Below are 18,469 nucleotides of genomic sequence, written 5' to 3'. Positions count from 1 at the left end.
TTCGCTGTGTCGAATATGACACCCGCTTCATAGGCGCCCCTCCTCAACAGCGTGGCACGCCACTCGGGTTCCGTCATCCTGTGTTTGCAGCGCGGGAATCTCCTGCTTACAGCGTGCATTGGCATGCGGGCAGCGGCCATGGAAAACGCAGCCGCTAGGCAGGTTAACAGGGGTCGGCACCTCGCCGGTGAGACGAATATGCTGCGGACGGTCGTCCTTCAAACGTGGAATCGCCGAGAGCAGCGCTTGGGTATAGGGGTGGCGTGGCTTATCGAACAGCGTCGCCGTGGTGGCAATTTCACATACCGTGCCTAAGTACATCACCGCCACGCGGGTGCCAAAGTGCTCTACGACGGCCAGGTCGTGAGTAATGAACAGATAGGTCAGATTGCGCTCTTGCTGGGCTTCCATCAACAGGTTGAGCACCTGGGCTTGAATCGAGACGTCAAGCGCAGAAATAGGCTCATCGGCAACGATGAATTCAGGGTCAACGGCCAGGGCACGGGCAATGGCAATACGCTGACGCTGGCCGCCGGAGAATTCGTGGCCAAAGCGCTTGCCCCAATCCGGGTCGATGCCTACCGAGCGCATCACTTCTTCTACCTTGTCGAGAATCTGCGGCCGTTTCCAATCTGGGTGGTGCAGGCGCAGCGGCTCTTCCAAGGTCTGCTGAATGGTCATACGCGGGTTGAGCGACGCATAAGGGTTTTGGAAGATCATCTGCATCCGCTTGCGATACGGCAGCAGTTGACGCGAACTCAAATTATCGATGCGGTTGCCGTCGTAGCGTATCTCTCCCTCTGTTGGGGTCAGCAGCCCCATAACGGTTCGTGCCACGGTGGATTTACCGCAGCCCGACTCACCAACCACGCACAGCGCTTCGCCGCGTTTGATATCCAGATTCACGCCATTAATGGCATGAACGTGCTCTTGGTGGCGAACCAGCTTGCCGCCCTTAAAACGCAACTGATCAAGGAAATCCCCAGAGAGGGAGAAGCGCTTCTTCAGATCGCGGATCTGCAGCAGTGAATCTGCGCTCTCTTCGTTCTGTCGGGGGGTAGGATTATAGCTGCCCGTTATAGCCTCAGCGTGCGCACTCATGAGGTTTCCTCCTTCAAACGGCGATCTTCAAGCATTTCAGCCACCATATGACACGCTACACGGCAGTTGCCGGATTCGACGAATTCAGGCACCTGCTGCGTGCAAGCGGGGCGGGGCTGACCATCGGCACGATTGATAAAATCGCAGCGCGGATGAAACGCGCAACCGCTGGGCAGATTAGAGAGCGACGGCATGCTGCCACGAATCTGATTGAGCTTTTCACCCGGCGTTGCCATCTGGGGCAGAGCGTTGATTAACCCCTGGGTGTAAGGGTGCTGCGGATCGTTGATAATCTCCCGCGTCGGGCCCTGCTCAATGACTCGTCCCGCGTACATGACCAACATGCGCTGGGTGACCTGGCTGACCACACCCAGGTCGTGGGTGATCAGGATAAGCCCCACATTGTGCTGCTCGCAGAGATCAAGCAGTAGCGCCATAATCTCGGCTTGAATGGTCACGTCGAGCGCCGTGGTGGGCTCATCGGCAATGATAATGTCCGGGTCAAGCAGTAGGGCGATGGCGATAATAATCCGCTGGCGCATACCGCCTGAAAGCTCATGAGGATATTGATCCAGACGCGTTTCCGGCGAAGGGATTTGCACCTGCTGCAGTTTGTCCAGGGCAATCGCGCGAGCTTCCTTAGAGGAAATGCGCCGGTGCGCTTTTAAGCACTCAACCATTTGCTCACCAATGGAGAGCACCGGGTTCAGCGTCATCATTGGGTCTTGAAAGATCATCGAAACACGGTTGCCGCGCACTTTACGCAGGCCACGTTCAGACATGCGGTTAAGCACCTGACCGTCAAACGTCACAGTACCGCCAGCGATAAAGCCCGGCTTGGCGATCAAGTTGAGCAGTGAAAACGCGGCAACCGATTTGCCTGCGCCGGACTCACCGACAATACCCAGGCGCTCACCGCGCTCAAGGCTGAAACAGATATCGCGCAGGGCGTGTACTTCTCCCTGGCGCAGCGCAAAACGGACATCGAGGTTGTTGACTTCAAGTAGTGCCATGGTGTCCTCAGCCTTTATAGAGTCGTGGGTTCATGACATCACGCAGCCAATCGCCAAGTAGATTGATCGACAGCACAAGCACCACCAGAACTGCGCCCGGGATCAAGGTGATCCACCAGGAGCCGGACTGGATGTAGTCAAAGCCCGATTTGATCAGTGAGCCAAGCGAGGGGTGGGTCTCTGGCATCCCCAGTCCCAGAAACGACAGCGCCGCTTCAGAGATAATCGCGTTGGCGATCTGTACGGTGGAGATAACAAAGATTGGTGACATGGTGTTGGGCAGCACGTGGCGGAACATAATCCGTTTGCTGCGCAAACCCATCACGCGGGCGGCGTCAACATACTCTTTGTTTTTCTCTGCCAGCACTGAGGCGCGCACGGTGCGGGCATACTGGGGCCATTCGGCCAGGCCGATAATCAGGATCAGCATCATCACCGCGTACTGGCTATAGAAGGCGCTGCCCATGGTCGCTTTGACCAAAGCGCCCACCACGATAGCGACCATCAGCGTCGAGAAGGAGAGCTGAATGTCTGCCAGGCGCATCAATATCGTATCGACACGACCGCCCAGGTAGCCCGCCATTAGGCCAAAGGTGACCCCTATGAGCGCCTGCAAAATAACCGCACCGAAACCAATCAGCAGCGAGACACGGGTGCCATATAGCACAACTGACCACAAATCGCGCCCCTGGGCGTCGGTGCCCAAGGCGTAACGGTCATCGGCGCCATCAATCCAGAAGGGCGGCAGTTCAGATGACATAATGTCGATTTGAGAGAGGTCGTAAGGGTTCGTGGGCGCCAGCAGCGGTGAGGCAAAGGCAGCGATGACCATGCAAATAAACACGGCCAAGCAGAGCTGGGCGGTATAATCGCGTTTGAAGCTGTACCACATGTAGGAGTCGCGCAGACGTTCCCAGCGGCTGGGTGAAACGCTCGCTTGGGAGGAATTGTTTGTGGTGCTCATGCGGGCTTCCCAGTCAGTTTAACGGTGGGGTTCACCAGACCGTAGATCAGATCCACAATCGTATTGGTGACCACAAAAATAACGCCGACAATCATCAGGTAGGTCACAATCAGCGGAATATCGGCGCGGTTTATAGCATCCAAAAACATCAAGCCCATGCCAGGCCATTGGAAAACGGTCTCGGTCAAAATGGTGTAGGCCACCATGGTGCCGATCTGCACGCCCCCCACGGTAATAACGGGCAGCATGGTGTTTTTGAGCGCGTGAACGAAATAAACCCGGCGCATAGAGATCCCTTTCGCGCGGGCATACTTCACGTACTCCGACTGCATGACTTCCATCATTTCGGCACGAATCAGGCGGATAAACAGCGGTAGCATAATCGAGGCCAATGAGACCGCCGGTAATACGAGATGCTGCAAACCGTTCCAGGTGGCTAGGTTGGTATCCCAGTTACCCACCACGTTAACGAGGTCATAGCCACGGCCGAAGGAAGGCATATTGCCTTCGGTGGAGAAGAAGTCGTTTAGCCATGCGCCCCAGCCGGTACTTTCTGGGAACAGCGTGACGGTGACGCCAATGGCGAAGATTTGAATTAGTACGATCGCGGTCAAGAACACCGGAATCGAAATGCCGACAATCGACACACCCATAAAAAGGCGTGAAATCGGTGAGCGCGGTTTGATAGCGCTGTACACACCTATAGGGACTGAAAACAGCACAATAATCAACGTCGCAGCAAATACCAGCTCCAGGGTGGCGGGTAAGTGGCGAGCGATAACTTCTAACGCCGGTTCGCGATAGAAGTACGAGTAGCCAAAATCACCTTGCACGGCGTTTTTAGCAAAACGAACGTACTGCACCAGGAAGGGGTCATTGAGGCCTAAACGCTCGCGAATTGCTTCACGCTCGCTTTCCGGCACCGACTGGCCAACCATCTGCTGTACGGGGTCACCCAGGTTATCCTGAATGGCGAAGGCCAGCACGCTGATGACAAACATCACCAAAATTGCGTGCATCAGCCGCTTGATTAAAAAGGCAATCATGGCGTACGCCACCTATGTGAAGGGTTCATCAAAGGAAGTAGGGGCATGTTATGCAGAGTTCTCTCAGCCTAGAACCGCCATACAAAAGGCTTCGCCCCCTAAACGCTTAGGGAGCGAAGCATCCTTGCGGTTAATGCGTAAGTGACTCTTTTGATTTAATGCAAGGCACTTAATCAGCGGTGTTAATGCTTAGTCATCGCTGCGATTAATCACCAAGTCACCCAGGTAGGGGAAGTCGATAGCGTTGACAACGGGCTCTGCTTCAACGCCGTCAGCCGCGGCATAAGCCAGGTTCTGCCAATGCAACATGATGAAACCAGTGTCTTCATAGAGCATCGCTTCGGCTTCACGCAGCATTTCATTGCGTTTTTCTAGGTCGGTTTCGCTATCCGCTTCAGTTACCAGTGCGTCAATCTCTTCGTTGCAGTAGCCACCGTAGTTGTACTGGCCAGCACCCGTCTCTTCATCAAAGCAGAAGGTTAGATACTGGAAGAAGTTAGCGGTATCTTCGGTATCCGCGTGCCAGCCGATCATCGCCATATCTGACTGGCGGGTATCGTACTCAGGCCAGTACTGGGCCAGCGGCATGGTACGCAGGTCAACGTCAATATTGATTTGCGCCAGCATGTTGGCGACCGCCTGGGCAATCTGGGCATCGTTAACGTAGCGGTTATTAGGTGCAATCATTTCAACGCTAAAGCCGTCTTCGTAGCCCGCTTCGGCCATTAGCTCTTTGGCGCGCTCAATGTCGTAGCGCGGCGTTAAGTCTGGGTTATGGCCTGAGTAACCCTCAGGTGAGAATTGACCCGCTGGGTTAGCAAATCCACGCATTAAACGGTCGGCAATGGCTTCCTGATTAATTGCCAAATCAACCGCTTGGCGGACGCGGGCATCCTGGAAGGCTTCAACGCGCTCTTCGTTCATCTGGAAGCCAATGATACGCGTGCCGTCAATCTCAATGAGATTGACACCATCTGCTTCGCTTACGCGATCCAAGTCATTGGGCGGTACGGCATCAATAAAGTCGACGCCGCCGGAGAGCAGAGCAGCTACTCGTGATGCGTTTTCAGCGATGGGCGTCAGCACGATGTCGGTAACGTTGCCTTCGCTTTCAGTATCCCAGTAATCTTCAAAGCGTTTGAAGTCAACGCGGACCCCTTGGCGACGGTCGGTGACGATAAACGGGCCGGTACCGGAAACATTGCGCGAAGCATAGGAGTTACCGGCCTTGATGATTTCAGCTTTGTCGCTGCCATCGTCGGTTTCGCCGCTATAGAATTTGCTATCCAGCGGGAAGATGTAGGTAGCTAGGTTGAGTAGCAGTGGGTAAGGTTCGCTGGTGACGATCTCAACGGTGTAGTCGTCAACGGCTTCGGCGCTGGCCACTGGCTCAAAAATAGCACGATAGTCAGGGCTCTCTTTCAGACGCTCAATGGTCCAAACCACATCTTCGGCGGTGAATTCGTTGCCGGAGTGGAAGGTAACGCCTTCGCGCAAGGTCATGCGCATGGTGGTTTCGTCGACCTGTTCCCACTCGGTGGCTAAGCGCGGTTCAAACTCAAAATCTTTTGTCCAGCGTACCAACGGGTCAAATGCTAAGTGAGAGAAGCGCAGCATGCCGCCAGAAAGCTGCTCATGGATATCGAGGGTTTCAGGGTCGGCAGCGTAGCCAATGCGTAGCGTTTCAGCGCTTGCGGCCATCGGCAGTAACGTTGTACCCGCAAACACTACACCAATAACGGAAGCCAGTAAGGTTTTCTTGAGCGTCATTATCGTTCCCTTAGGTCATTGTTTATTGTTCGTTTTACCGCCGCTTTCTTGGCTAGAAGCAGCCTTCCCGTCAGGAAAGCGTCAGTAAAACAGACACGGTCAGTTGGTAAGCCTATTTACAACACAAGCGCACAACCTAGGCTTACAACATAGAGAGTGCCTATCGCGTCATACAATCGAAATAATGACAGGCATCATTCGTCTACTGAATGATGGGGCTAATAGCGGCACGCTGAGGGCGTTCTTTAAGACGAAAGTCGCAAGTAAAAAGATAAACCTAACAGGAAGAAAAAGTCTTATGAGGAAACAAATTGGAATAATGCTGATCGCTTTTTGGCTACCTGTCAGTAGTAATGCCACTGAGCACGCAGACCAACCCACCCCGGAAATAGTGGGGTCGTTGGATGGTGAGCAACGCGAGTGGTTTATTTTAAGTCATGGCAGGGACTCAAATGCTTCATTCGTAGAGTTAGGCGACGATATCAATATCGATATCACGGGCTCAGTTGACGATGAGGTGTGGGAAGGCGAAGAGGCGCTTTCGATTAGCCTGACCTTGAACGAAGAGCAGTTGATCAATTCAGTCGTGCTTTACTCGATTGGGGGGGCGTCTATTTCCCCGCCGTTATTCACCTCTGACGGCGGAGAAGTGACAGTAACGCTAACGCACTATGAACGCTCCAGCCAAACGGTTCATGTCGCTGGAAAGATAGAGGGAGTGATGGCGTTGCAAGTCGAACTAGGCGAAACGCCAAGCCCGGAAGAAGGCATTGAGATCGACGTGGCGTTCGATGTCGAGGCGCAAAAAGTCGAGTTCTAATCCTCCAGGTCGACGTTTGCCGACCTGGTGAAAAGTCCTAAGTGGCTATCCATGTCCATTAAAAGCATTTAACCAAACTGCTGGTGCAGCCAGGCATTGATAGTGTCAGATTCGTACATCCACTCCTCACGCCCATCGTCGTGGGTGATTCTCAAGCAGGGCACTTTGACTTTGCCGCCCCCTTCTAAGAGTGCCTGCTTATGCGCAGGGTCAAGCTGAGCATCACGTACCTCAATGTTTAAACCCAGTCGCGCGATCTCTTTGCGCACCTTGATGCAAAAGGGGCAGGTGCGAAATTGGTACAGCGCGAGGTTCTGGCACGCTTGATCCACCTTGGCTTGCTCTTCAGGCGTTCGCTCTACTGACTTCGGTGTGGAGAGCTTCTCGGAAATCAGCATGACCGGGGCGAGCACCAAGCGAAGGCCGCGGAAAAAATAGCGAATTAAAATGCGCATCGATAGGCTCCTATGCTGATGTGTTGGCTTACATCAGCGTGGCGAGTGGAAAGAAAGAGATAGTCATTGTTAATAAACAGTGGCCGCATCCTGCAACAACTAAAGGGATTTGTCACTTGAGGGGGCACTTGGTCACCGTTTATGGCGATGAGTAGATGAGCAAATAGAGTCAACATGCTAGGCTGCTTAGCTATTTTTAAACTGTTTAGTTATTTTTACGCCATTTTTTTGGCTTTTAGTAAATTAGTTTACTGGCGATTAACGGGGCGAAAGCCATGCATCTGCATATTATGGGTATTTGCGGCACCTTTATGGGTAGCCTGGCACTGCTGGCGCGTGAAATGGGGCACCAAGTGAGTGGCTCCGATCAGAATGTTTACCCACCCATGAGCACCCAGTTGGTTGATGCGGGCATCACCTTAATGGAGGGCTATCACGCCGAGCATCTGTCGCCAGCGCCGGATATTGTCGTTGTGGGCAACGCCTTGTCACGGGGCAATGAAGAGGTTGAGGCGCTACTCAATAGCGGCCTGCCGTATACCTCGGGGGCGCAGTGGTTGGCTGAGCACGTGCTGCCTGGGCGACGCGTCATTGCCGTGGCGGGTACTCACGGAAAAACCACTACCGCAAGCGTATTAGCTTGGCTGTTAGAGAGTGGTGGCTTAGCACCGGGGTTTTTAATTGGCGGCGTGCCGCGCAATTTTGGCGTGTCGGCGCGCTTGGGAGATCCGCAAGCGCCGTTTGTGGTGGAAGCTGACGAGTACGACACGGCGTTCTTCGATAAACGTTCCAAGTTTGTTCACTACCGTCCGCATATCGCCATACTCAACAACCTTGAGTATGACCACGCCGATATCTTCCCCGACTTGGCCGCCATTGAGCGCCAGTTCCATCACCTGGTGCGTACCGTGCCAAGCCAAGGCCACTTATTAGTTGCCGATGAGCAGCCCGCCCTTGAGCGCGTGCTGAGCCAGGGTGCTTGGACACCGGTAGCGCACTTTGGTGATCAGGATAAGAGCGAGTGGCAGCTGAAATTAGAGCGCGACGACGCCAGTCGCTTCCAGGTGATTTATCGCGGTGGGGAGCCCGGTCAGGATACAAATGGCCAAGATGAGGACGGGGTCGTCGAGTGGGCGCTGACCGGCGAGCATAACGCCCGCAATGCGCTGGCAGCGCTGTCGGCGGCGCATTTGTGTGGGGTTGATTTAGCCCGTGGCTGTGCGGCGCTGGCGCGCTTTGAAACACCCAGAAGGCGCCAGGAAGTGCGCGGTGAAATCAATGGCATCCAGGTGATCGATGATTTCGCCCACCATCCCACGGCGATTGCCGCGACGCTCAAAGGGCTACGTGCGGCCACCATTAAAGGACGCCTGCTGGTGGTCATCGAACCGCGCTCGAACACCATGCGTTTAGGCGCCCTGCGCGAGCGGTTAATCGAGAGCGTGGCTGACGCTGATGGCGTATTTTGGTTCCAGCCCGCTGGGCTCGACTGGTCGATGGAAGAACTGGTCGCCACGCAAGGGGCGCATGCCCAGCTATTTAGCGATATCGATACGTTGGTGGCAGCGGTGGTTACACAAGCGTCACCACTAGACCGTATTGTGGTGATGTCCAACGGTGGCTTTGAGGGCGTGCATGAACGCCTGCTCGCCGCGTTAGCCGCTGCCAAGGAGGGTAAAGCGTGACGGATAGAGCTGACGCAGCGTTCAAAAGGCCGATTACCGTGGCGCTCACCGGCGCATCGGGGGCTCAATACGGCTTGCGCTTGATCGATGTTTTAGTCGCCGCAGGTCATGAAGTATGGGTCATGATTTCGAAAGCCGCGCACATGGTGATTGCCACGGAAACCGATATTGAGTTGCCCGCCCAGCCACAGCGCTTAGTCGAGGCGCTGAGTGAGCGCAGCGGGGCGCGGCCCGGACAGATTCGCTGCTTTGGCCGCGAAGACTGGATGGCGCCGGTGGCGTCAGGCTCAGGTGCGCCGTCTGCCATGGTGGTGTGCCCGTGTTCAACCGGGACGCTTTCAGCCGTTGCAACGGGCGCGAGCAATAACCTGATTGAGCGGGCGGCGGATGTGGCGATTAAAGAGCGCAGAACGCTGGTGTTGGTGCCGCGGGAAAGCCCGTTTTCACCGATTCACTTGGAGCACATGCTGGCATTGAGCCGCTTGGGCGTGGTCATCTTACCGGCAGCCCCAGGTTTTTATCACTGCCCGCAAAGCATTGATGATCTGATTGATTTTATTGTGGCGCGTATCCTCAACCAGTTAGGTATCGAGCATGCGCTGGTGCCTCGTTGGGGTGAGGTCGGAGATAAGGATGACTGAACTATGATGTCGTGGGCCACGCTGTCGGTTTTTGTACCAACGTTTCTGTTTGTTTCGCTGACCCCCGGTATGTGCATGACCCTCGCCATGGTACTGGGGATGACCCAAGGCGTTAAACGTACGCTGTGGATGATGATAGGCGAGCTGCTGGGCGTTGGCTTTGTGGCTGCCGCCGCAGGCGCGGGTGTGGCTGCATTGATGCTGCGTCAGCCAGATCTGTTTGTGCTGTTTAAGTGGGTGGGTGGCGCTTACCTGGGTTATTTGGGCATCATGATGTGGCGCTCACGTGGGCGCATGGCGATCCCCAGTGAGCTAGATGCGGGTCCGCCTGCAAGCCGCCTACAGTTAGCTATGCAAGGCTTTGTTACCGCAGTGGCAAATCCCAAGGGGTGGGCGTTTTTTATGGTGTTACTGCCGCCCTTTTTGGATAGTAGCCGTCCATTGCCGGGGCAGCTCAGCCTGCTGATCGCGGTAATTTTGACCATTGAGTTTGCCAGCATGCTGGTTTACGCCACTGGCGGCAAAACGCTACGCAATGTGCTTGGTAAAAGCGGCAATGTGCGATTGCTTAACCGCATCGCCGGAACACTGATGATTGGGGTCGGCCTGTGGCTCGCCCTTGGTTAAAGCGGTATCGATTTAAAGCTAAACCGGCGGCAAGAAGCCGACGCGGGCGCTGATAAGCACCAGCGATGCCACACTGAGTAGAAGCCACGGGCAGGGGCGCATAGGAGCGCGGGGCTGCTGCTGCCAGTGCAGCAGCGTGAGGGCGCAGACGACCAAGCCGAGTAGCGCACCTCCCACCAGATCACTGAACCAGTGTACACCCACCACCAGTCTTGATAGCGCCATGGGCAACGCAAGCGCTAATGCTATCCAGTACAGCCAAAAGCGTTTTTGGCGGGGCATTTCGGCCGCAAGGAACGCCGCTGTAAGGCCCACGAGTACCACGGCCGTTGACGTATGGGCACTGGGGTAGGAAAACGAGCCAGTCAGGTAATCAGGTGTATCTGGACGAGCGCGCCCAAATACTCCTTTGCCCACAATGTTTAGCAAGGCAACGCCAGTAAAGGCACCACACCAGTGCAGCAAAGCCTCCCATCTCTTACTCACCAACATCCACGCCGCCCAAGGCAGTGTTAAAGCGATAATGCCCAGGGTGTCGCCGATTCGCGCAAAAATATTACCCATGAGGTAAGAAAGATCACTTTGCAACTGGGAGGACAGTTGCTGAATGAATAGATCCATTTCCAGCGGGCCATGGTGGGTGATAACCAGCAATGTCCAGCCAGACAGACTCCCCAGCGCTATTACCAGCAGCAGTAGTGAAGCCAATGGAACATCTCCGGTTTGGCTCATCGCTAGCCACGGCCTACGTAGTAGCGGCACGCGGCGAATGCTTCCGGCAATTGCCCGGTAAAGTCGGCCATGCCTTGTCGCCTGGTGCCGACCCCACGAGAAAATCACGGCGAGCACGACAATAATCGCCGCGAGTATGAGTAAGGCATTCTCTAATCCCGGCGGTATATCCAAATGGTGCTGCCAGGTGCGCCCCAGCAAGTAGCCTGGCAGTATATAGGTAGGTGCCCACAGCGCCGCAGAGGTTACGTTGGCCCAAATAAAAGTTCGCGGTGGCATCCGCATCATGCCTGCTACCAGCGGAATAATGGGCCGCACTGGGCCAACAAACCGACCGATAAACACCGACCATATCCCATAGCGCTCAAAGAATCGTGCCCCGCGACCTAACCATTCAGGGTGCTGGGACAGGGGCCATCTGTGTGTAACCTGCTCTCGATGCTTAAAGCCCAGGGAGTAACTGATCCCATCACCTAAAACAGCGCCTATAAAAGCGGCACCAATTAGCCAAGCCAGGTCAATATCCTGGTGCCCCGCAAGGGAAGCAGCGGTAGTGATTAAAACCACTCCGGGTACCAGTAACCCCACTAGGGCAAGTGATTCTACTAATGCAATCACTAACACCACGCAGATGATTAGCGGCGGCGATGGCGTTAATGATTGGAGCATATCGGCTATCGGCACAGCGTACTCCAGCGTCAGTTAGGAGGCATTGAAAAAGGGTAGGCTAGACGTTGGCGAGGGCCGCGCCGCGTGTTTCCAGGCGCTTGATGTAATGTTCAAAGGACTCTGTTTGGCAGGGTAAGCAGGCCGCTATTCGCGCTTCTAATTGGCCGGTTTCTACTAATACGCGCTGTGAGAGTGCTCTTTGCAAGCGCTCGCGCACTAACAGAGCGCCGCTTTCACTAGTGTCAGGTAGAACAAGCCAAAAAGTGGCGCTGTCCGCGCGGCCAAGCACGTCATGATCGCGACAACGGCTATTCACCTCACCGCACAGCGCCCCCAGCATTGCCGATTGCGCACGATGTCCAAACTGCTCTTCTGCCATATCCAGCTGCGGCAAATGCAAAACCAGCACAGCCAGTTGCTGATTGAGCATGGCAGCACGTTGGAACTCGCTGTGTAAGCGCTCTTTTAGCGTATCAATATGGTATGCATTGCAGTCGCTGTCATTTGGGTCAGTGGCACGCAGGAGCGCCTGGCGACGGGCGTGTTCCCAGCGGGGCAGTGCTAGCAACAGCGTTAGGGCAGCATAGCCCACGATAATGGCCGGTGGCGCAGAGGCGACCGAGGGGAGCAGCCACCACAATGGCCCAACGACGATATTGATCAGTAATGCGGCCCATAGCGGTAGCAGTACAAAAGCCGCGGTAATGGGCAGGCCTAGCCAAATAGGCGATACCTGAGGCTGATAGTAGAAAGCGCCCAACACTACAGAGTAAGTGCCGCACAGTAGAATAATGCGCGGTAGGTAGCTTTTAACCCCTTGCCCGATATGCATTAGTAGAGCTGACGTAAGCAGCATGGTCATAAAGGTGGGGATTAACAGGTCGCGGTAATCTCCCATGGCGTAAAGCCACATCGCGTAGCCCGCCATCAGCGCGACGCTGGCGGTATAGGCGAGCGTCATCAGCCGCTTGGGAATGTGGTGCTCAATCATATCGTCTCCCGCACTCGTTCAGCCGGTAGTTTGCTGATCTCAAACACCGAAAGCGTTGCCGGTTCGATATCAATTAGTTCAAGGTGCTCACTGGTGATATTGTCGGGTAGATCGGCGAGCAGTTGGCTGCGTCGTTGCGAGGCTTCTTTAGGTGAGCGAGCGAGAATCAATGTCACCAGCGTTGTGCTACTTAAGCGGTAAACGTTCTCAAAATCATAGGTTAGCTCACACAGTTTTTGAGCCGTGGGCCACAGCTGGTGGCGTTTTACGTGAAGAATAAATAGTTCCGCATGAACACCTTCGCGCTCACAGCGAGTTTGTTCTCGGCTGATGTCCCGCAGTAGTTGTTCACCGGCCCATAGGTTAAGGCCCGGAATTAACCGCAGGCGCTGGCGAATGGAGCCGTTCATATCAATAAGTTGCTGGGCTCTTGATAAGGCAAGCAGGCCCAGTACCAGCAGTGAACAAATCAGCAGAATAAACGCCGGCGCGTCCATTAGAGGCGCTACCATCACAGCGCTCACCAGCGCAGCGCTGAGAGTGAAAGCGGCTACCCAATTATTTTGTGGCAGCATCAGCATCGCGGCCCACGCCCAGATTAAAATGCTGTGTCGCTCTGGCGCTGAGGCAATTAAACCCAGCAGCAGCGAGCCAGGCACAATTTGCCACGGCAATCCCCGCGAGTGGCGGTGGCTAAAATCAAGTATTAGCGCGGTGATGAACAGCCAGCCGACTGATAGCCACAGCACTAGGGCCGCAGCGGGGGGGGTAGCCGGTGTCCATAATGCCAAGGCAACTGCAGCGGCTAAAAGGTTGGCACGTAGCAGGCGGATTTTGTACTTACTTTGCATGGTGACTTACTATTTGTCCTGAATAACCAGATGTATCTCATCAAGTGAAGTAATTGTAGGATAAGAAGCGAGTACGACACACATTAGTGCCTTAAACGTCCTTAGTATAACGGTGAAATGCCGTAATATAAGCAAAGCGTGTAAAACGGCTACACTCGACTTGTTAAAAAAATGAAAACCCCCTTCCGTACGGAGACACTATGAGCGCTTCAACACTGTTCCGAGACGAGGCCGATCAGCACTTATCTGCTGGGAATGTGCCAGCCTATATGCAGGCCTTGGGGCAGGCGGCGCGGCGTGCGGCCTGCGAACTGCGCCGGGCGGATTCAGGGTTGAAAAACCGTGCTCTGATGGCCATGGCGTACCGGTTGGCAGAAGCGCGTGGTCAGATACTAGATGCCAATGCTGAGGATTTACAGCGTGGCCGTCAGAATGGTCTGGAGAGCGCGCTGCTAGACCGTTTAGCCCTAAATGATGCACGTATCGACGCCATGATTGAAGGGCTGCATCAGGTAGCGGGCTTGCCCGACCCGGTGGGCGAAGTTAGCGATATGCGCTATCGGCCTAGCGGTATCCAAGTGGGCAAAATGCGCGTGCCGCTGGGCGTTATTGGGATTATTTACGAGTCAAGACCGAATGTGACACTGGAAGCCGCAAGCCTCTGTTTGAAATCGGGCAACGCCTGTATTTTGCGTGGCGGGTCGGAAGCCAGTCAATCAAATGCCGCCATTAGCGCCTGTATTCAAGCAGGATTAGCTGATGTGGGGCTACCAGCTGGAAGCGTACAGGTGGTCGCAACCACTGATCGTGCGGCGGTGGGAGCAATGATCAGCATGCCGGAATATGTTGATGTGATTATACCGCGCGGTGGCAAGTCGCTGATTGAGCGTATCAGTCGTGATGCACGCGTACCGGTCATCAAGCACTTAGACGGCGTTTGCCATGTGTACATCGATACCACCGCAGACCCCGCCAAAGCGTTAGCCATAGCCGTTAATGCGAAAACCCATCGCTACGGCACCTGTAATACCATGGAAACGTTGCTGGTAGATGCGCCGATTGCTGACCTGCTACTGCCGGAGTTGGCTCGCGCTTATGCCGAATACGAGGTCGAACTGCGTGGTTGTCAGCGCACACAGGCACTGTTGCCCCAGGCCGCAGCAGCCGAAGAAGCAGATTGGTATGCCGAGTACTTGGCCCCCGTGCTGGCCATCAAGGTAGTCGATGGTATTGATGAGGCGATTGCTCACATTGAGCACTACGGCTCTCACCATACTGATGCGATTGTCACCCAGGATTACTCACTCGCCCGCCGCTTTATGGCGGAAGTCGATTCCAGCTCGGTGATTGTGAATGCCTCTACCCGCTTTGCAGATGGATTTGAGTACGGGTTGGGCGCCGAGATTGGGATTTCCACCGATAAACTTCATGCCCGTGGGCCGGTTGGGTTAGAGGGCCTAACCACCCAGAAATACGTGGTGTTCGGTGACGGCCAGGTGCGTCAATAGGGTGGTGGCATGAGTCATACGGAGCAACGTATCGGCATGTTGGGCGGCACCTTTGATCCTGTTCATTTGGGTCACTTGCGCAGCGCAGTAGAGTTGCATGAGGCGCTGTCGCTGGATCGGCTACACATGATCCCCGCTCAACAGCCGCCGCTACGTGGGCGCCCTCAAGTCTCGGCAAAACAGAGGTTGGCGCTATTAGCCGCGGGTATCGGTGACACCCCGGGACTGGTCGCCGATGACCGCGAGCTGCGGCGTGGTGGCCCCTCCTTCAGCGCCGACACGCTGGCCGAGCTGCGCGCCGAGGTTGGTGACCAGGCACGTTTGGTGATGGCGATTGGTTTTGATGCTTTTCTACGGCTCACCCAGTGGCACCAGCCAGAGCGATTGTTTGAGCTTGCTCACCTGGTGGTGATTGCCAGGCCAGGCTATAGCTATCAGCTCCCGGCATCATTAATGGAACTGGTGGAACATCGCAGAGTCGATAGCGTAGAAGCATTGATGCAGTTCCCCTGTGGTGGCTATCTGCCGCTGGAATTGCCATCGCTAATGGCTATCTCAGCGACGTATATACGCGAGCGCTTGGAAGCAGGGAAAAGCGTACGCTATTTGCTGCCAGACCCTGTTGAACGAGCCATTGAGCAGGGCGGTCTTTATCGACAGCGCGAATAGCGCTGGCAGTCATCAAAGAAGCCGTTACAATGGCGGGCTTTATTGACCGATTAACCAATAAGGTTGTCTTTAGGAGTCATGCACATCGATACATTGAAAAATCTAGCGGTTGACGCGCTAGAAGAACTGAAAGCACGTGACATTACGCAGTTGGATGTTGCCAAACTAACCGAGGTTACCGACCTCATGCTAATTGCCAGTGGCACTTCGACACGCCATGTGGCTGCGCTGGCGCAAAACGTCGTGGAAAAAGCCAAGGCAGCAGGGCTTGGGCCGTTGGGCGTTGAAGGTGGCGATAACGCAGACTGGGTGCTGGTCGACCTGGGTGATGTTGTTGTCCATGTAATGATGCCAGAGGCACGTATCCTTTATGACTTAGAGCGACTGTGGGCCGATCTGCCAAGTGATTCGGGGGCTATTGGCGAGTCCCTTGAGCGCTTCCAAGAGCGAGCCGGCATGTCATGAGGATCCGGCTGTTGGCGGTGGGAAGCAAAATGCCTGGATGGGTAGAAGAGGGCGTTGACACTTACCGCAAGCGGCTACCGAGAGATTTTAATCTCGAGATAGAGGAAATTGCCCTCGGTCAGCGTGGAAAAAACGCGGATATTGGCAAAGCGCGCGCCCAGGAGGCGCAGCGAATCCGCGACAAGCTGCGTGGCGATGAATACGTGGTAGCACTGGAAGTCAAAGGTAAGCCTTGGACCACCGAACAGCTGGCACAAGAAGCCGACGCTTGGCGCATGGCCGGGCGCGATATTGTCTTGCTTGTGGGTGGGCCAGATGGCCTTGAGCCCTCGCTATCTGCAATGGCAGATAAAAAGTGGTCAATCTCCCCGCTGACGCTACCTCACCCGCTGGTGCGGATTATGCTGGCCGAGCAGCTCTACCGTGCCTGGACATTGTTGATAGGTCACCCTTATCACCGCTAACGGCTGACTGAGATTGTGAGCGATCACTGTTATGGCTTGCTGTGCCTTTGTTTGATTTGATTGTTTGATTTGAGAGTCATCGTTGCCATGCTCAAGCGCCCCAACACGCTAAAAAACTCCGAGCAAGAACTGCGTATTTTTCGTGTTAGAGCGTTACTCGCGGTGTTAGTCGTTTTTACACTTGCAGGCTTGCTAACGAGTCGCTTGGTTTATTTACAGATCGTCCAGCATGATATGTACAGTACGCGCTCCGAAAACAACCGCGTGCGTGTCGAGCCGCTGCCGCCGAACCGCGGTTTGATCTATGACCGTAACGGGGTGCTGCTGGCTGAAAACCGTCCCACTTACAACCTGACGCTGGTTCGCGAGCGTGTCGATAATCTAGATGAAACCCTGGCGCTATTGGTCGACCTGCTTGAACTGCCTGAAGAAGAAATTGAGGCGTTCAATGTGCGCTCGCGCCAACGACAGCGGCCCTTCCAGCCCGCGCTACTCACCAGTGATCTAAGTGAAGAGCAAATTGCCCGCCTAGCGGTTAATCGTCACCGCCTGCCTGGCGTTGAGATAGAGGCCCAGCCACTGCGTTACTACCCCGATGCTGAAATAATGGCGCACGCCTTGGGGTATGTGGGTCGTATTAACGCTGAAGAGATGGAAACGCTGGATGCGGGCCGTTACGCGGGGACTCATTTTATCGGTAAAACTGGTATTGAGCGTTTTTACGAAGAGGAATTGCACGGCCAAGCAGGCTTGCGCAAAGTAGAAACGAACGCCCGTGGGCGGGTATTGCGGGAGCTTGGCCGCACTGATCCGGTGCCGGGGGCGAATCTGACGTTAACGTTAGACAAGTCCATGCAGATGCTGGCCTATGAACTGCTGGATGGACGTCGCGGCTCTATCGTGGCCATCGCCCCGGCAACAGGCGAGATACTTGCAATGGTGTCGACCCCAGGGTTTGACAGTAACCAGTTTGTCACTGGGATTGATGTTGCTTCTTACCGCGGCTTGCAGGAAGACCTTGACCTACCGCTGTTTAATCGCGCTATTCGCGGACACTATCCACCAGGCTCTACGATCAAGCCTTTTCTTGCCCTGGCGGGCTTGGTGGAGGGCGTGATCACTCCAGACAGCACTATTAATGATCCCGGTTACTTTCAGTTACCCAATGATTCCCGTCGCTACCGTAACTGGCTGCGTTGGGGGCATGGCCGTGTCGATATGGAGCGCTCCATTGCGGTCTCTAATAACACTTATTACTACACCTTGGCCCACGACCTGGGTATCGATAATTTGCATGAGCAAATGAGTAATTTTGGCTTTGGTCAGCGCGTTGCTCACGACGTACAAGGGGAAAGCACTGCCTTGATGCCTTCGCGAGATTGGAAGCGCGGCCGCTTTAACCAGCCCTGGTACCCCGGTGAAACGCTTTCGGTGGGGATCGGGCAAGGCTATTGGCAGGTGACGCCTCTTCAGCTTGCCAGCGCTACGGCAACGTTGGCCAATCGCGGTCACTGGGTAAAGCCAAGGTTGGCCCGCCAGATTGGCGATACCCCTGTCCCAAGGGATCTACCAGATACGTTAGATGATATTCAACTCGACAACGATAGCTGGTGGGATCGCGTGTTCAGCGGTATGGAAAAAGTGATTAGTGGCCGTGAAGGCACCGCCCGCCGAACCGGTGTGGGCCTTGAGTACCGTATGGGCGGTAAATCAGGCACGGCACAAGTATTCTCGCTAGGGCAGGATCAGCGCTACAACGCCGATGAGCTGGCCGAGCGGCTACGTGATCACGCGCTGTTTATGGCTTTTGCGCCGTTGGAGGACCCCCAGATTGCCGTGTCTGTGATTGTTGAAAATGCTGGCGGTGGCAGTACCCATGCGGCTCACTTAGCACGCGCCATGACCGATGCCTGGTTACTTGAGGATGATGCCCCGGACGTAGATGAAGTGCGCGAAGTGTTAGAAGAAGATAATGCCAATGTGGAGGGTAACTAAGCC

The 18,469-nt window shown here is 55.0% G+C and carries 18 protein-coding genes; 9 read left to right on the top strand and 9 right to left on the bottom strand.

Annotated features, from left to right (window positions below):
• Nucleotides 1–27 precede the first annotated feature (27 nt).
• The 5 genes from QEN58_RS11065 to QEN58_RS11045 all read right to left on the bottom strand — a co-directional run bounded on the left by QEN58_RS11065 (nucleotide 28) and on the right by QEN58_RS11045 (nucleotide 5,894).
• Nucleotides 28–1,101, bottom strand: coding sequence for an ABC transporter ATP-binding protein (locus QEN58_RS11065; protein ID WP_280103718.1), 1,074 nt, complete (start codon nucleotides 1,099–1,101; stop codon nucleotides 28–30).
• Nucleotides 1,098–2,114 carry an ABC transporter ATP-binding protein gene (locus QEN58_RS11060; protein WP_009287009.1) on the bottom strand — a complete coding sequence of 339 codons (1,017 nt, stop codon included), beginning with the start codon at nucleotides 2,112–2,114 and terminating at the stop codon, nucleotides 1,098–1,100. The genes QEN58_RS11065 and QEN58_RS11060 overlap by 4 nt, the downstream gene beginning before the upstream one ends.
• Nucleotides 2,115–2,121: 7 nt before the next feature.
• Nucleotides 2,122–3,078 (bottom strand): ABC transporter permease, encoded by a 957-nt coding sequence (locus tag QEN58_RS11055; RefSeq protein ID WP_280103717.1) that lies wholly within the window; start codon nucleotides 3,076–3,078, stop codon nucleotides 2,122–2,124.
• Nucleotides 3,075–4,124 carry an ABC transporter permease gene (locus QEN58_RS11050; protein ID WP_280103716.1) on the bottom strand — a complete coding sequence of 350 codons (1,050 nt, stop codon included), beginning with the start codon at nucleotides 4,122–4,124 and terminating at the stop codon, nucleotides 3,075–3,077. Before QEN58_RS11050 ends, QEN58_RS11055 begins: the two co-directional genes overlap by 4 nt.
• A 189-nt stretch (nucleotides 4,125–4,313) precedes the next feature.
• Nucleotides 4,314–5,894: an ABC transporter substrate-binding protein gene (locus tag QEN58_RS11045; RefSeq protein WP_280103715.1), complete on the bottom strand. Its 1,581-nt coding sequence runs from the start codon at nucleotides 5,892–5,894 to the stop codon at nucleotides 4,314–4,316.
• A gap of 298 nt (nucleotides 5,895–6,192) precedes the next feature.
• Here QEN58_RS11045 and QEN58_RS11040 point away from each other — a divergent pair, with 298 nt between their 5' ends.
• A complete protein-coding gene (locus QEN58_RS11040) occupies nucleotides 6,193–6,714 on the top strand; it encodes a hypothetical protein (protein ID WP_280103714.1) in 522 nt (173 codons plus the stop codon).
• Between the two features lie 68 nt (nucleotides 6,715–6,782).
• Here QEN58_RS11040 and QEN58_RS11035 read toward each other — a convergent pair whose 3' ends face one another.
• The gene (locus QEN58_RS11035) at nucleotides 6,783–7,169 is read right to left on the bottom strand and encodes a glutaredoxin family protein (protein ID WP_022523151.1); all 387 of its coding nucleotides are present in this window, start codon (nucleotides 7,167–7,169) and stop codon (nucleotides 6,783–6,785) included.
• 275 nt (nucleotides 7,170–7,444) lie between these two features.
• Here QEN58_RS11035 and mpl point away from each other — a divergent pair, with 275 nt between their 5' ends.
• From mpl to QEN58_RS11020, 3 genes are read left to right on the top strand one after another with little or no spacing between them, the layout of a single operon-like run.
• The gene (mpl, locus tag QEN58_RS11030) at nucleotides 7,445–8,854 is read left to right on the top strand and encodes a UDP-N-acetylmuramate:L-alanyl-gamma-D-glutamyl-meso-diaminopimelate ligase (protein ID WP_280103713.1); all 1,410 of its coding nucleotides are present in this window, start codon (nucleotides 7,445–7,447) and stop codon (nucleotides 8,852–8,854) included.
• Complete coding sequence (locus tag QEN58_RS11025; RefSeq protein WP_280103712.1) at nucleotides 8,851–9,495, top strand: flavin prenyltransferase UbiX; 645 nt, start codon at nucleotides 8,851–8,853, stop codon at nucleotides 9,493–9,495. The genes mpl and QEN58_RS11025 overlap by 4 nt, the downstream gene beginning before the upstream one ends.
• 3 nt (nucleotides 9,496–9,498) lie before the next feature.
• Nucleotides 9,499–10,122, top strand: coding sequence for a LysE family translocator (locus tag QEN58_RS11020; protein WP_280103711.1), 624 nt, complete (start codon nucleotides 9,499–9,501; stop codon nucleotides 10,120–10,122).
• 18 nt (nucleotides 10,123–10,140) lie between these two features.
• Here the strand turns inward: QEN58_RS11020 and QEN58_RS11015 are convergent, their stop codons facing one another.
• Genes QEN58_RS11015 through QEN58_RS11005 form a run of 3 tightly spaced genes read right to left on the bottom strand, consistent with a single transcriptional unit; the run spans nucleotide 10,141 to nucleotide 13,365 of the window.
• Nucleotides 10,141–11,538, bottom strand: coding sequence for a bifunctional DedA family/phosphatase PAP2 family protein (locus tag QEN58_RS11015; RefSeq protein WP_280103710.1), 1,398 nt, complete (start codon nucleotides 11,536–11,538; stop codon nucleotides 10,141–10,143).
• A 43-nt stretch (nucleotides 11,539–11,581) separates the two neighbouring features.
• Entirely contained in the window at nucleotides 11,582–12,514 is a 933-nt protein-coding gene (locus QEN58_RS11010; protein WP_280103709.1) for a diguanylate cyclase domain-containing protein, read from the bottom strand.
• A complete protein-coding gene (locus QEN58_RS11005; RefSeq protein ID WP_280103708.1) occupies nucleotides 12,511–13,365 on the bottom strand; it encodes a hypothetical protein in 855 nt (284 codons plus the stop codon). Before QEN58_RS11005 ends, QEN58_RS11010 begins: the two co-directional genes overlap by 4 nt.
• 200 nt (nucleotides 13,366–13,565) lie before the next feature.
• On the opposite strand from QEN58_RS11005, the gene QEN58_RS11000 reads away from it, so the two are divergent.
• The 5 genes from QEN58_RS11000 to mrdA all read left to right on the top strand — a co-directional run bounded on the left by QEN58_RS11000 (nucleotide 13,566) and on the right by mrdA (nucleotide 18,466).
• Nucleotides 13,566–14,873: a glutamate-5-semialdehyde dehydrogenase gene (locus tag QEN58_RS11000; RefSeq protein WP_280103707.1), complete on the top strand. Its 1,308-nt coding sequence runs from the start codon at nucleotides 13,566–13,568 to the stop codon at nucleotides 14,871–14,873.
• A 9-nt stretch (nucleotides 14,874–14,882) separates the two neighbouring features.
• A complete protein-coding gene (gene nadD / locus QEN58_RS10995; protein WP_280103706.1) occupies nucleotides 14,883–15,542 on the top strand; it encodes a nicotinate-nucleotide adenylyltransferase in 660 nt (219 codons plus the stop codon).
• Nucleotides 15,543–15,620: 78 nt separating this feature from the next.
• Nucleotides 15,621–16,007 (top strand): ribosome silencing factor, encoded by a 387-nt coding sequence (gene rsfS, locus QEN58_RS10990; RefSeq protein WP_280103705.1) that lies wholly within the window; start codon nucleotides 15,621–15,623, stop codon nucleotides 16,005–16,007.
• Nucleotides 16,004–16,471, top strand: a complete 468-nt coding sequence (rlmH, locus tag QEN58_RS10985) for a 23S rRNA (pseudouridine(1915)-N(3))-methyltransferase RlmH (protein WP_280103704.1) — start codon at nucleotides 16,004–16,006, stop codon at nucleotides 16,469–16,471. Before rsfS ends, rlmH begins: the two co-directional genes overlap by 4 nt.
• A gap of 87 nt (nucleotides 16,472–16,558) precedes the next feature.
• A complete protein-coding gene (gene mrdA / locus QEN58_RS10980) occupies nucleotides 16,559–18,466 on the top strand; it encodes a penicillin-binding protein 2 (RefSeq protein ID WP_280103703.1) in 1,908 nt (635 codons plus the stop codon).
• The last annotated feature ends 3 nt before the right edge of the window (nucleotides 18,467–18,469 follow it).

The organism is Halomonas alkaliantarctica, from assembly GCF_029854215.1.
In the GTDB taxonomy this organism is placed as follows: Bacteria; Pseudomonadota; Gammaproteobacteria; order Pseudomonadales; family Halomonadaceae; genus Vreelandella; species Vreelandella alkaliantarctica_A.
This window is presented reverse-complemented; position numbering and strand designations above follow the sequence as displayed.

Bases quoted from the DNA above. Each gene is read 5' to 3' on its own strand.
- QEN58_RS11065 (WP_280103718.1), bottom strand. From the start codon at position 1,101: ATGAGTGCGCACGCTGAGGCTATAACGGGCAGCTATAATCCTACCCCC.
- QEN58_RS11060 (WP_009287009.1), bottom strand. From the start codon at position 2,114: ATGGCACTACTTGAAGTCAACAACCTCGATGTCCGTTTTGCGCTGCGC.
- QEN58_RS11055 (WP_280103717.1), bottom strand. From the start codon at position 3,078: ATGAGCACCACAAACAATTCCTCCCAAGCGAGCGTTTCACCCAGCCGC.
- QEN58_RS11050 (WP_280103716.1), bottom strand. From the start codon at position 4,124: ATGATTGCCTTTTTAATCAAGCGGCTGATGCACGCAATTTTGGTGATG.
- QEN58_RS11045 (WP_280103715.1), bottom strand. From the start codon at position 5,894: ATGACGCTCAAGAAAACCTTACTGGCTTCCGTTATTGGTGTAGTGTTT.
- QEN58_RS11040 (WP_280103714.1), top strand. From the start codon at position 6,193: ATGAGGAAACAAATTGGAATAATGCTGATCGCTTTTTGGCTACCTGTC.
- QEN58_RS11035 (WP_022523151.1), bottom strand. From the start codon at position 7,169: ATGCGCATTTTAATTCGCTATTTTTTCCGCGGCCTTCGCTTGGTGCTC.
- mpl (WP_280103713.1), top strand. From the start codon at position 7,445: ATGCATCTGCATATTATGGGTATTTGCGGCACCTTTATGGGTAGCCTG.
- QEN58_RS11020 (WP_280103711.1), top strand. From the start codon at position 9,499: ATGATGTCGTGGGCCACGCTGTCGGTTTTTGTACCAACGTTTCTGTTT.
- QEN58_RS11010 (WP_280103709.1), bottom strand. From the start codon at position 12,514: ATGATTGAGCACCACATTCCCAAGCGGCTGATGACGCTCGCCTATACC.
- QEN58_RS11005 (WP_280103708.1), bottom strand. From the start codon at position 13,365: ATGCAAAGTAAGTACAAAATCCGCCTGCTACGTGCCAACCTTTTAGCC.
- QEN58_RS11000 (WP_280103707.1), top strand. From the start codon at position 13,566: ATGAGCGCTTCAACACTGTTCCGAGACGAGGCCGATCAGCACTTATCT.
- nadD (WP_280103706.1), top strand. From the start codon at position 14,883: ATGAGTCATACGGAGCAACGTATCGGCATGTTGGGCGGCACCTTTGAT.
- rsfS (WP_280103705.1), top strand. From the start codon at position 15,621: ATGCACATCGATACATTGAAAAATCTAGCGGTTGACGCGCTAGAAGAA.
- rlmH (WP_280103704.1), top strand. From the start codon at position 16,004: ATGAGGATCCGGCTGTTGGCGGTGGGAAGCAAAATGCCTGGATGGGTA.
- mrdA (WP_280103703.1), top strand. From the start codon at position 16,559: ATGCTCAAGCGCCCCAACACGCTAAAAAACTCCGAGCAAGAACTGCGT.